Raw genomic sequence first — 12,437 nt, forward strand, 5'->3', positions numbered from 1 at the left:
AAGGGACCCCGACTCAGCCACGCGCGATGGTTTTGCCCATCCATGCATACAGGCACAGGCAGGTCGACAGCCGGATCAACTTGAAGCGAACGCTCCACATCAACAACGTTTTGGGGTACCCGCAAGAGTCCCGCACAACGCCCGAGTCGCTGCGCTCCACTCATGACGTGCCTTGACCCCGTCCCTATCGCTGCCGGAGATATCCACCTCTGGTTCAGCTTCCACGGCGAGCATGGGGATGTCGCCTGGAGCAATCGCTGTAGCGCACTGCTCGAAGCACATGAACTTCGCAAACAGGCGGCGTTCCATTTCGCGCGCGACCGCCACCAGTACCTGCTGACACGCGCCTTGGTCCGCACGGTGTTGTCACGCTATGCGCCCGTAGCCCCGCAGGAGTGGCGCTTCACTGCCAATGCCAACGGGCGACCGCAACTGGTTGACCCGGGCACCGTGCAGACACAGGGGCTGGAATTCAACCTGTCGCACACCCGCGGGCTGGTGGTGATGGGGGTTACACGCCACGCCATGCTGGGGGTGGACGCGGAGTACCTGTCACGCCCCGCCCCGCTCAGCATCACTGATCGCGTCTTCTCGGCCGACGAGTCGTGCGCGCTGCAGTCGCTGCCGCCCGCGCGCCAGCCGCAACGCTTCTATGAGTTGTGGACGCTCAAGGAAAGCTACGTGAAGGCACGCGGCTTGGGCATGCAGATCCCGCTCGACCAAGTCGGCTTTTTGCTGGACCAAGAAGACCGCATTGAACTGAATGTGGATGCCGAACTATGCGACGCGCCAGAGCGATGGGACCTGTGGCAGTTGCGCCCCAGCGCAGATCACCTCGTCGCTGTATGTGCCGAAACACCCACATCGACATCTTCTCGCGTCACCTGCCGCGACATCTTTCCTATGCTCTGGGAAAAGGACTTTGCAGTGCCCGTCACACGCCGCACGATGCATGGAGTTGAAACTTGAGCCCGTCGAGGCGCACGACACGCTCTACGACGTGCAGACCTGAAAGCAAGAGGGCCCGCCGGTTCGCACCGGCGGACCCTCTTATATAGAGACGCGGCGTTCGCTCAGAACGGCAGCTTGGGGCCGCCGGGTCCACCCATGCCGCCCATGCCCTTCATGCCGCCCATCTTCTTCATCATCTTCATCAGGCCGCCGCCCTTCATCTTTTTCATCATTCCCTGCATCTGCTCGAACTCGTTGAGCAGGCGGTTCACTTCCTGAACCTGCACGCCCGCGCCGGCCGCAATGCGGCGCTTGCGCGTGGCCTTCAGCAGCTCGGGCTTGCGGCGCTCCAGCGGGGTCATGCTCTGGATGATCCCTTCCTTGCGGCGGATATCGCGCTCGGCGCGGTTCATGTCGACCTCGGTCGCCTTGGCGGCCATCTGCGCGGGCAGCTTGTCCATCAGGCTGGAGAGCCCGCCCATCTGCTTCATCTGCTGCAGCTGGCCCAGGAAGTCGTCCAGGTCGAAGCCCGCGCCGCTCTTGACCTTGGCCGCCAGCTTCTGCGCCGCCGCCACGTCGACACCGGCCGTTACCTGCTCGACCAGCGCCACGATGTCGCCCATGCCCAGGATGCGGCCCGCGTGGCGCTCGGCGTCGAACACCTCCAGGCCGTCGATCTTCTCGCTGGTGCCGGCAAACTTGATGGGCACGCCCGTTACCTGGCGCACCGACAGCGCCGCACCGCCGCGCGAGTCGCCGTCGGTCTTGGTCAGGATGATGCCGGTGAGCGGCAGCGCGTCCTTGAAGGCCTTGGCGGTGTTGATCGCGTCCTGGCCCTGCATGGCGTCGACCACGAACAGGGTTTCGACCGGATTGAGCTCGGCGTGCAGCTCCTTGATTTCGTTCATCAGCACTTCGTCGATGGCCAGGCGGCCGGCCGTGTCGACCAGCAGCACGTCGAAGTAGTGGCGCTTGGCGTGGTCGAGCGCGGCGCGCGCAATGTCCAGCGGCTTCTGGTCGGGCGTGCTCGGGAACCATTCGGCGCCGGCCTGCCTGGTGACGGTCTTCAGCTGCTCGATGGCGGCGGGGCGGTACACGTCGCCCGACACGGTGAGCACCTTCTTCTTGCGCTTCTCGATCAGGTGCTTGGCCAGCTTGGCCGTGGTGGTGGTCTTGCCCGCGCCCTGCAGGCCGGCCATGAGAATCACGGCGGGCGGCTGGGCCACGAGGTTGATGTCCGAGATGCCCTCGCCCATGGTGGCGGCAAGTTCGCGGTTGACGATGCCCACCAGCGCCTGGCCCGGCTTGAGCGAGCCCAGCACTTCCTGGCCGAGCGACTTTTCCTTCACGCGGGCGACAAAGTCGCGCACCACGGGCAGCGCCACGTCGGCTTCGAGCAGCGCCATGCGCACTTCGCGCAGCATGTCCTGCACGTTGCTTTCGGTGATGCGCGCCTGGCCGCTCATCGTCTTGACAAGGCGGGAGAATTTTTCTGTGAGGGCGGTGGCCATGAGCGGAATGCCTTGCTGCCCGCGGGAGCGGGTCATTGGAAAGTCGTGTACCTGAAATCGGCGGCTTGCTGCTCCTTCGCGAGACACCGAGGAACCGGCTTTGCCGGGCCTCGGGTGTCGCCCCCGGTGAGGGGGTTGGCGCTGCAACGCGAAGTGCGCAAGCCTGGGGGAGATAAACTCCAGCCGATGATTTTAGCGATCCCCTCTCCACTCGGCGTGGCGCTGGGCATCGCCACCGCGGTTGCCTATGGTTTTGTTGCCGCCGCCGGCGCCAGACTGAGCCGCCAATCGACCCAATGGGTTCTGGGCATTGCATGGCTTTTGCACGCCGCGGTGCTGGCCCATGGCCTGATCGGCAGCGAACCGCGCTTCGGTTTCGCGCCTGCCCTGTCGGTCACCGCGTGGCTGGTGCTCACTGTCTACGCCATCGAAAGCCGCATGTACCCTCAGCTGAAGGTGCGCCGCGCGCTGGCCTGGCTGGGCGCGGCGGCGGTGCTGCTGGCCATTCTGTTTCCCGGCACGCCGCTGCACGTCACGGCCTCGCCGTGGCTGCCGCTGCACCTGGCGCTGGGCATTGCCTCGTACGGGCTGTTCGGCGCGGCCGTGGTGCACGCCTGGCTGATTACCCGCGCGGAAAAGCAGATTCGCTTGGCCACCGCAGAACCGCAGGGCGGCGTGCCGCTGCTCACGCTGGAACGGCTCACCTTTCGTTTTGTCACCGCCGGCTTCGTGCTGCTGTCGGCCACGCTGCTGGCCGGCCTGCTGTTCAGCGAACAGCTGTACGGCGCCGCCGGTCGCATGTGGAAGTGGGACCACAAGACCACCTTCTCGGTGCTCGCCTGGCTCACCTTCGCGGTGCTGCTGATCGGTCGGGCCCGCTTCGGCTGGCGCGGGCGCACGGCGCGCCGCGTGCTGTATGCCGGCTCGGCGCTATTGCTGCTGGCCTATGTGGGCTCCCGCTTCGTGCTCGAAGTGGTGTTGGCGCGTCCTCCTGTATGAAGTACCTCCTCGTTTTCGCGGTCCTGTGGGTCGCCATCTGGCTCTGGCGCAAGAACCGCCGCGAAGAAATGCGCGACGCCCAGCGCGAACGCGCGGCCAAGGCCCAGGCCCAGCAACGCGCGCCCGCGAAGGTCGGCGCGCCGCAGGCCATGGTGCGCTGCGGCCACTGCGGGCTGCACCTGCCCGCCACCGACGCCATTGCCGGTCCGGCCGGCACGGTCTACTGCAGCACCGCGCACCGCGAAGCCGTCACGGCGAAATGAGCGCCCCCCTCTGGTCGCGCGGCGATCCGGTCACCGACTGGGACGTGCTCGACCTCGGCCCCGGCGAAAGCACCGCGCTCACGCGCCTGTGGCGCGGCTTCATGGGCGCGCGCTGCTTCGTTGCGCTGGTGCTGGTGGTGCTGCAGGGCGTGGCCTTTGCGCTCGGCCAGCCGATGCAGCCGGTGCCCATTGCCATTGCCGCGCTGTACGTGGTGGCCAGCTGGCTGGGCATGCGGTACACGCGCTTTCAGCCGCCGATTCGCGGCTTCACCGCGCTGTGGCTCTTGACCATCGGCATCGACCTGGGCGCCTTCACCGCCTTGCAGGTGATGCAGGGCGGCAGCGTCAACTACACGCCGCTGTTCGCGCTGCCGGTGCTCATGAGCGCGGTGCTCGGCACCATGAGCGTGAGCCTGGGCACCGCGGCCGGCGTCACCCTGCTGCTGCTGGCCGACGCCGGCTGGCACTGGCTGCAGCAGCCGGTCGACTCGTCGGGGCGCTTCGTGCAGGCCGCGCTCACCGGCACGGGCCTGTTCGTGGTGGCGCTGCTGGCGCATGAACTGGCCCGCCGGCTGGCGCGCGAGGAAGCCGTGGCGCAGCGCAGCCGCATCAGCGCGCAGATGCAGGCGCAGGTCAACAACCTGGTGATCGAGACGCTGAGCGAAGGCGTGCTGGTGATCGACACCGACGGCCTGGTGCATGCGGCCAACCCGGCGGCCGACGCCATTCTGGGCCAGGGCCTGGCCAAGCTGGCGCTGCCGTTCCCGCTGCATGCGCAGCCCGCGTGGCATGCGCTGGCCGCGCTGGCGCGCCAGACCTTCGCGCGCCGGGCGCCGCAGACAGAAGAAATTCCGGTGGCGCAGGCCCGCGGCGCGGCGCGCGAAGTGCGCGTGCGCACGCGCCTCACGCCCACCAGCGAGCAGCGCGTGGACAGCCTGTGCGTGATGTTCCTGCAGGACCTGCGCGAGCTAGAGGCGCGCATCCGCACCGAAAAGCTGGCCGCCATGGGCCGCATGTCGGCGGCGGTGGCGCATGAAATCCGCAACCCGCTGGCGGCCATCACGCAGGCCAGCGCGCTGCTCAACGAAGACCTGACCGACCCCGCGCACCGCAAGCTCACGAGCATGGTGCAGCACAACGCGCAGCGGCTCGCGCGCATCGTGGACGACGTGCTCGACGTGTCGCGCGCCCGCCAGCAGCGCGTGCTGTCGCTCGGCGAGCAGGTGGTGCTCGACCCCGCGGTGCAGGTGCTGGCCGAGGAGTGGGTGCGCCAGTCGCAGCGCAAGGGCGTGCGCATTGCGCTCGACGCGCCCGGCAGCGACGTGCGCTTCGACGCCGAGCACCTGCGCCGGCTGATCGTCAACCTGCTGGACAACGCGGCGCGCTATGCCGGGCAGCGCGAAGACTCGGTCCAGGTGCTGACCACGCTGCAGCGCGGCGGTACCGCGCGCCCCAGCCTCATGGTGTGGAGCGACGGTGCGCCGCTGGAGCCGGCGGTGCAGCGCCACCTGTTCGAGCCCTTCTTTTCTTCCGAAAGCCGATCGAGCGGGCTCGGCCTGTTCCTGTGCCGCGAGCTGTGCCGGCGGCATGGCGCCACCATCGGCTACGAGCGGCGCGCGCTGGTGCCGGGCGGCCCCGAGGGCAATGAATTCTTCGTCAGCTTCGCCGTCAGCGAAAACCGGCTGACACAATAGCGCCGTGAGCATTCCCCCCTCTTCCACACAGCGCCCGGCGCAGATCCTGGTCATCGACGACGAACCCGACCTGCGCACGCTCTACGAGCTGACGCTGCTGCGCGAGGGCTACCGCGTGGAGGCCGCGGGCAGCGTGTCGGAAGCCTGGCAGCACCTGGAGGCCGGCCGCTTCGATGCGGTGATCACCGACATGCGGCTGCCCGACGGACAGGGCATGGAGATCATCCACCGCATCCAGAGAGAGCAGCGCAGCGAGCGCTGCGTGGTGATGACGGCCTACGGCTCGGCCGAGAACGCGGTGGAGGCACTGAAGGCCGGCGCCTTCGACTATCTGACCAAGCCGGTCGACCTGAAGCAGTTCCGCGCCGTGGTGGCATCCGCGGTGCAGGCGCGCAACGCCATGCCGGCGGCGGTCAAGCCGGCGCAGGTGGCGTCTGTGGTCGGCAACGCCAACGAGGCTGAGTCCCTTGGTCTTGGTGCGGGAACAGGCACGACAACAGGGATCACCGCGCTCGATCGGCTCGTGGGCGAATCGGAGCCCATGCGCCTCGTCAAGTCGCGCATCGCCAAGGTCGCGCGCGGCATGGCGCCGGTGCTGGTGCGCGGCGAGTCCGGCACCGGCAAGGAACTGGTGGCGCGCGCGGTGCACGCCTGCAGCCAGCGCAGCGACGGCCCGTTCGTGGCGGTGAACTGCGGCGCGATTCCAGAGAACCTGCTGGAGGCCGAATTCTTCGGCGCAAAGAAGGGCTCGTACACCGGCTCGGCGCAAGACCGCGACGGCTACTTTCAGGCTGCGCGTGGCGGCACACTGTTTCTCGACGAAATAGGCGACCTGCCGCTGGCCATGCAATCGAAGCTGCTGCGCGCCATTCAGGAGCGCAGCGTGCGCTCGATCGGCTCGACGCAGGAAGAAGCGGTCGACGTGCGCATCGTCAGCGCCACCCACAAAGACTTGCACGCCGAAGTGCAGGCCGGGCGTTTTCGCCAGGACTTGTTCTACCGCCTCAACGTGATCGAGATCGCGGTGCCCGCGCTGCGCGAGCGCCGCGAAGACCTGCCCGCGCTGTGCGCCGCGCTGCTCGCGCGCATCGCCCAGGACGGCGGGCTGCCGGTGCCGCACCTGTCGCACGACCTGCTGCGCCGGCTGTCGCTGCATCCGCTGGACGGCAACGTGCGCGAACTCGAGAACCTGCTGCACCGCGCGGTGGCGCTGAACGACGGCGACGAACTGCACCTGGACCTGATGGGCGGCTTCACCGCCGCCGCCGAGGCCGCCGCGTCCGCGCCCGCGCCGCTGATGCCGGCCTTCGACATGCCGGCGCCGGGGCCTTCACTGTCGCCCGCGCCGCCAGCATTCGCCAAGGCGGCACCGCCGCCGCTGCCGTCCGACCTGCAGGCCTACCTCGACCAGCAGGAGCGCGAGATTCTGGTGCGCGCGCTGCACGAGAGCGGCTTCAACCGCACCGCGGCGGCCGCGCGCCTGGGCATGAGCCTGCGCCAGATTCGCTACCGCATCGCGCGGCTGGGCATCACCACACCCAACGGCGACGATGGCGCAAGCAGCCATGCCGACGACTGACGCCCCCTTCGAAGCGCCCGCCGACGACGGCCTCTGGCAAGCCGGCTGGTACCGCTTTGCAAAGGCGCTGCGCTCGCCCAACTTCGGCCCCCGCCCCGCCACCGCGCCCACCGACCTGGTGGTGCTGCATTCCATCAGCCTGCCGCCCGGCGTGTATGGCGGCGACGCCGTGCAGCAGCTCTTCACCAACCGCCTCGACTGGGACGCGCACCCCTACTTCGCATCGATCCGCGGGCTGGCGGTGTCCTCGCATTTCTACGTGCGGCGCAACGGCGAGCTCTGGCAGTTCGTGAGCTGCGACGACCGCGCCTGGCATGCCGGCGTGTCGTCTTGGCGCGGGCGCGGCAACTGCAACGACGACTCCATCGGCATCGAACTCGAAGGTCTCGAAGGCCAGCTGTTCGAGGAGCCGCAATACGAAACGCTTGCCAGCCTGTGCGCGGCGCTGGCGCAGCACTACCCGATTGCGTTCATCGCGGGCCACGAGCACATCGCGCCGGGCCGCAAACAGGACCCGGGCGCCGGCTTCGACTGGCGCCTGTTGCGCGAACAACTCGGCTGGAATCCACAGATGTTTCCGGCGCAGGTGGTGCAGCGCTAATTTTTTCAATCGCGTGACGTACCGCGATGCGATGCGCTTGGCGCGCATCCGCACCCGAATTGCAAACGTCACCGCCAGCAACCATGCGGGCTGCAAGCCCAAATCGGCCTGCAAGCCAAGCGCCATGCGGGTTGCGCCAACATAGGCCAGTGTTCACGCGGCATCTCTGGCCTCGGGCCTTGCCGAATGAAGTTTGTCCGGTGTGTGCTCCGGGGCAAAAACACTACCGGTAGTGGCTTGTGGGGTGTCCAGACCCTAGATATAGTGTCCTCCGTCCGGTCATCAGCACCGATGCGACACCCCGGCCCGGCCCAGCCCCGGCGTCGCCAACCAACAAGAATTGCCAACCGAGAGGAAGCGAATGCAAACAGCCCTGAACCCCCAATCGACTTCGCGCGCCATCCCGTCGTCGCCCGTGCAGCAGCAGCGAGACACCGCTGGATCGCCCGCCGGCCAGAACCTCGCGCACTACCAGATCATTCGCCGCAACGGCGCGGTCGTGCCCTTCGAGCCGAACAAGATCGCCATCGCGATGATGAAAGCCTTCCTGGCCGTACACGGCACCCAGGGCGCGGCCTCGGCCAGCGTGCGCGAAACGGTCGACGTGCTCACGCAAGGCGTGATCCGCGCCATGGTGCGTTCGCGTCCGGGCGGTGGCACCTTCCACATCGAAGACGTGCAGGACCAGGTCGAGCTCGGCCTGATGCGCGGCGGCCACCATGAAATTGCACGGGCCTACGTGCTGTACCGCGAACGCCGTACGCAGGAGCGTTCCAAGCAGGGCGAACACGAAATGCCCGCCGTGCAGACGCTGCATGTGCTGGACAACGGCGAGCGCGTGGAGCTCGACCTGAACGAGCTCAAGGGCCTGATCGAGTCGGCTTGCGAAAACCTGGGCGACAGCATCACCTCCGCGCCGATCGTCGCCGAGACCATGCGCAACCTGTACGACGGCGTGCCGCTCGACGAGGTCTACAAGGCGTCCATCCTCGCGGCCCGCACGCTGATCGAGAAAGACCCCGACTACACCTTTGCCACCGCGCGCCTGCTGCTGCACACGATCTTCAAGGAAATCGTCGGCCGCGAAGTGATGCCGGTTGACCGTGCCACCGCCTACGCCGACTACTTCCCGCAGTTCATCAAGAAGGGCGTGGAGAACGAGCTGCTCGACGAGAAGCTGCTGCAGTACGACCTGCCCCGCCTGGGCGCCGCCCTGAAGGCAGAGCGCGACAACCAGTTCGACTACCTGGGTCTGCAGACGCTGTACGACCGCTACTTTTTGCACGTGCGCAAGACCCGCATCGAGCTGCCGCAGGCGTTCTTCATGCGCGTGGCCATGGGCCTGTCGCTGAACGAAATCGACCGCGAAGCGCGCGCCATCGAGTTCTATGAAGTGCTGTCGTCGTTCGACTTCATGTCGAGCACGCCCACCCTGTTCAACGCCGGCACGCTGCGCTCGCAGCTGTCCAGCTGCTACCTGACCACCGTGCCCGACGACCTGGACGGCATCTACGAGTCGATCAAGGAAAACGCGCTGCTCTCCAAGTTCGCGGGCGGCCTGGGCAACGACTGGACCCGCGTGCGCGCACTCGGCAGCCACATCAAGGGCACCAACGGCGAATCGCAGGGCGTGGTGCCGTTCCTGAAGGTGGTGAACGACACGGCCGTGGCCGTGAACCAGGGCGGCAAGCGCAAGGGCGCGGTTTGCACGTACCTGGAAACCTGGCACCTCGACATCGAGGAGTTCCTGGAGCTGCGCAAGAACACCGGCGACGACCGCCGCCGCACGCACGACATGAACACCGCCAACTGGATCCCCGATCTGTTCATGCGCCGCGTGATGGAAAAGGGCACCTGGACGCTGTTCTCGCCCTCCAACGTGCCTGACCTGCACGACCTGTTCGGCGCCGACTTCGAAAAGGCCTACGTCGCCTACGAAGAGAAGGCCGCCCGCGGCGAGATCAAGCCCGCGCGCACCCTGCAGGCCACCGACATGTGGCGCAAGATGCTCACGATGCTGTTCGAGACCGGCCACCCCTGGATCACGTTCAAGGACGCCTGCAACGTGCGCTCGCCGCAGCAGCACGCCGGCGTGGTTCACTCGTCGAACCTGTGCACCGAGATCACGCTGAACACCAGCGACACCGAAACCGCCGTGTGCAACCTGGGTTCCGTGAACCTGCTGCAGCATCTGAAGGACGGCAAGGTCGACCAGGAAAAGCTCAAGCGCACGATTTCCACCGCGATGCGCATGCTCGACAACGTGATCGACATCAACTACTACGCCGTGAAGAAGGCGCGCGACTCCAACCTGCGTCACCGCCCGGTCGGCCTGGGCCTGATGGGCTTTCAGGACTCGCTGTACGAGCTGCGCATTCCGTACGCATCGCAAGAGGCCGTGCAGTTCGCCGACGAATCGATGGAAGCCATCTGCTACCACGCGTACTCGGCGTCGGCCGACCTGGCGCGCGAACGCGGCAAGTACTCGAGCTACAAGGGCTCGCTGTGGGACAAGGGCGTCCTGCCGATCGACACGCTCGACATGCTCGAAAAGGCACGCGGCGGCTACGTGGAGGTCGACCGTTCGTCCACGCTCGACTGGGACGCGCTGCGCTTGAAGATCAAGAACCAGGGCATGCGCAACTCCAACTGCGTGGCCATTGCTCCAACGGCAACCATCTCCAACATCATCGGCGTGGACGCCTCGATCGAACCTTGCTTCGGCAACCTGTCGGTCAAGTCGAACCTGTCGGGCGAATTCACGGTGATCAACCACTACCTGGTGCGCGACCTGAAGCGCCTGGGCCTGTGGGACGACGTGATGGTCATGGACCTGAAGCACTTCGACGGTTCGCTGCGTCCCATCGACCGCGTGCCGCAGGACATCAAGGCGCTCTACGCCACCGCGTTCGAAGTGGAAACCACGTGGCTGGTGGAAGCCGCCTCGCGTCGCCAGAAGTGGATCGACCAGGCGCAGTCGCTGAACATCTACATGGCCGGCGCATCGGGCAAGAAGCTCGACGACACGTACAAGCTCGCATGGCTGCGCGGCCTGAAGACCACCTACTACCTGCGCACGCAGAGCGCGACGCACGCCGAGAAGTCGACGGTGCAATCGGGCCGCCTGAACGCGGTGTCCTCGGGCAACGATGCACCTTCGGGCATGAGCGCACTCGACGTGGCGGCCGCTGCGGCGCAAGCGCAGATGAGTGCAATGCCTGCTACCGACATCGCGTTCTGCGGTGTGGACGATCCGACCTGCGAAGCCTGCCAGTGATGTGCAAATGAAGCGTTGCAGCGCATCCGAAAAATGCGCGCAACGCTTCAGCGAATCAGCGAGGTGCATGCGAAAGTCGCGCGACGTTCATTCAATGACGGCATTGACTGACATCGCGCGATGCATGCGAGCAACATAACAACCACATAAATGGCGTGCGATGTGAACGAGCACTTTGCAACTCACATCGTTACTCCGATAATTTGAGCATTGGATTTTTCTATGTTGACCTGGGACGAAGAAGTCAAGCCCTCCTTACCAAAGGACATGCAACAAGGATTGCAGCACCACAACGCATCGACCGTCGGCTCGCCCGCAGGTCGTTCGGTGGACGCTCCGACTTCGTCGATTGCACAACCCGCACTTCGCACGAACAGCGCGCTCAATGACGGCGCTGCCCCGCTGCGATCGGTTGCTGCCGCAGCAACGCCCGCTGCCGCCCAACGCGTCAAGGCTTCCGACAAGCGCATCATCAACGGCCAGACCGACGTCAACCAGCTGGTGCCGTTCAAGTACAAGTGGGCGTGGGAAAAATACCTCGCCACCTGCGCCAACCACTGGATGCCGCAAGAAGTGAACATGACGCGCGACATCGCGTTGTGGAAAGACCCGAACGGCCTGACCGAAGACGAGCGCCGCATCGTCAAGCGCAACCTCGGCTTCTTCGTGACCGCCGACTCGCTCGCCGCCAACAACATCGTGCTGGGCACCTACCGACACATCACGGCCCCCGAGTGCCGCCAGTTCCTGCTGCGCCAGGCCTTCGAGGAAGCGATCCACACGCACGCGTACCAGTACATCGTCGAGTCGCTCGGCCTGGACGAGAGCGAGATCTTCAACGCCTACAACGAAGTGCAGTCGATCCGCGAGAAGGACCAGTTCCTGCTCCCGTTCATCGACGCCATCAGCGACCCGCACTTCAAGACCGGCACGCACGAAACCGACCAGACGCTGCTCAAGTCGCTCATCGTGTTCGCCTGCCTGATGGAAGGCCTCTTCTTCTACGTCGGCTTCACGCAGATTCTTGCGCTGGGCCGCCAGAACAAGATGACCGGCGCCGCCGAGCAATACCAGTACATCCTGCGCGACGAGTCGATGCACTGCAATTTCGGCATCGACCTGATCAACCAGCTCAAGCTCGAGAACCCCGGCCTCTGGACGCCAGAGTTCAAGGCCGAGATCAAGGACCTTTTCATGAAGGCCGTCGAGCTCGAATACAAGTACGCCGAAGACACGATGCCGCGTGGCGTTCTCGGCATGAACGCCTCCATGTTCAAGGGCTACCTGCGCTACATCGCCAATCGGCGTGCACAGCAGATCGGCCTCGAAACGCTCTTCCCGAACGAGGAAAACCCGTTCCCCTGGATGAGCGAGATGATTGACCTGAAGAAAGAACGCAACTTTTTCGAGACCCGCGTGATCGAGTACCAATCGGGTGGCGCGCTGTCCTGGGACTGAATCTTTCGACACGAAATAATGATTTCAAGAATTGCCCTTGCCACCGACCGCGCCAAAGAGCGCGGCATGGACGAGGGCTCAGGTGTTCATGGTGCTGGAGCTCA

9 protein-coding genes are annotated in these 12,437 nt (G+C 65.9%); 8 read left to right on the forward strand and 1 reads right to left on the reverse strand.

The features are described from left to right. Nucleotides 1–162 precede the first annotated feature (162 nt). Nucleotides 163–969 (forward strand): 4'-phosphopantetheinyl transferase family protein, encoded by an 807-nt coding sequence (locus VLK31_RS04710; RefSeq protein ID WP_409167200.1) that lies wholly within the window; start codon nt 163–165, stop codon nt 967–969. A gap of 104 nt (nt 970–1,073) precedes the next feature. Here VLK31_RS04710 and ffh read toward each other — a convergent pair whose 3' ends face one another. After that, nucleotides 1,074–2,462: a signal recognition particle protein gene (gene ffh, locus VLK31_RS04715; protein WP_409167366.1), complete on the reverse strand. Its 1,389-nt coding sequence runs from the start codon at nt 2,460–2,462 to the stop codon at nt 1,074–1,076. A 186-nt stretch (nt 2,463–2,648) separates the two neighbouring features. On the opposite strand from ffh, the gene VLK31_RS04720 reads away from it, so the two are divergent. The 7 genes from VLK31_RS04720 (at nt 2,649) to VLK31_RS04750 (ending at nt 12,333) form a co-directional block, all read left to right on the forward strand. Next, nucleotides 2,649–3,461: an inner membrane protein YpjD gene (locus VLK31_RS04720; protein ID WP_409167201.1), complete on the forward strand. Its 813-nt coding sequence runs from the start codon at nt 2,649–2,651 to the stop codon at nt 3,459–3,461. Then, a complete protein-coding gene (locus VLK31_RS04725; protein ID WP_409167202.1) occupies nt 3,458–3,724 on the forward strand; it encodes a PP0621 family protein in 267 nt (88 codons plus the stop codon). The genes VLK31_RS04720 and VLK31_RS04725 overlap by 4 nt, the downstream gene beginning before the upstream one ends. After that, nucleotides 3,721–5,418, forward strand: a complete 1,698-nt coding sequence (locus VLK31_RS04730; RefSeq protein WP_409167203.1) for a two-component system sensor histidine kinase NtrB — start codon at nt 3,721–3,723, stop codon at nt 5,416–5,418. Before VLK31_RS04725 ends, VLK31_RS04730 begins: the two co-directional genes overlap by 4 nt. A 4-nt stretch (nt 5,419–5,422) precedes the next feature. Next, nucleotides 5,423–6,997 carry a sigma-54-dependent transcriptional regulator gene (locus tag VLK31_RS04735; RefSeq protein WP_409167204.1) on the forward strand — a complete coding sequence of 525 codons (1,575 nt, stop codon included), beginning with the start codon at nt 5,423–5,425 and terminating at the stop codon, nt 6,995–6,997. Continuing rightward, the gene (ampD, locus tag VLK31_RS04740; RefSeq protein ID WP_409167205.1) at nt 6,984–7,598 is read left to right on the forward strand and encodes a 1,6-anhydro-N-acetylmuramyl-L-alanine amidase AmpD; all 615 of its coding nucleotides are present in this window, start codon (nt 6,984–6,986) and stop codon (nt 7,596–7,598) included. The genes VLK31_RS04735 and ampD overlap by 14 nt, the downstream gene beginning before the upstream one ends. Nucleotides 7,599–7,959: 361 nt before the next feature. After that, nucleotides 7,960–10,875: a ribonucleoside-diphosphate reductase subunit alpha gene (locus tag VLK31_RS04745; RefSeq protein ID WP_409167206.1), complete on the forward strand. Its 2,916-nt coding sequence runs from the start codon at nt 7,960–7,962 to the stop codon at nt 10,873–10,875. Nucleotides 10,876–11,097: 222 nt separating this feature from the next. Then, nucleotides 11,098–12,333, forward strand: a complete 1,236-nt coding sequence (locus VLK31_RS04750; protein ID WP_409167207.1) for a ribonucleotide-diphosphate reductase subunit beta — start codon at nt 11,098–11,100, stop codon at nt 12,331–12,333. Nucleotides 12,334–12,437 lie beyond the last annotated feature (104 nt).

The organism is Variovorax sp. H27-G14, from assembly GCF_046156345.1.
GTDB lineage: Bacteria > Pseudomonadota > Gammaproteobacteria > Burkholderiales > Burkholderiaceae_C > Variovorax.

Bases quoted from the DNA above. Each gene is read 5' to 3' on its own strand.
- VLK31_RS04710 (WP_409167200.1), top strand. From the start codon at position 163: ATGACGTGCCTTGACCCCGTCCCTATCGCTGCCGGAGATATCCACCTC.
- ffh (WP_409167366.1), bottom strand. From the start codon at position 2,462: ATGGCCACCGCCCTCACAGAAAAATTCTCCCGCCTTGTCAAGACGATG.
- VLK31_RS04720 (WP_409167201.1), top strand. From the start codon at position 2,649: ATGATTTTAGCGATCCCCTCTCCACTCGGCGTGGCGCTGGGCATCGCC.
- VLK31_RS04725 (WP_409167202.1), top strand. From the start codon at position 3,458: ATGAAGTACCTCCTCGTTTTCGCGGTCCTGTGGGTCGCCATCTGGCTC.
- VLK31_RS04730 (WP_409167203.1), top strand. From the start codon at position 3,721: ATGAGCGCCCCCCTCTGGTCGCGCGGCGATCCGGTCACCGACTGGGAC.
- ampD (WP_409167205.1), top strand. From the start codon at position 6,984: ATGCCGACGACTGACGCCCCCTTCGAAGCGCCCGCCGACGACGGCCTC.
- VLK31_RS04745 (WP_409167206.1), top strand. From the start codon at position 7,960: ATGCAAACAGCCCTGAACCCCCAATCGACTTCGCGCGCCATCCCGTCG.
- VLK31_RS04750 (WP_409167207.1), top strand. From the start codon at position 11,098: ATGTTGACCTGGGACGAAGAAGTCAAGCCCTCCTTACCAAAGGACATG.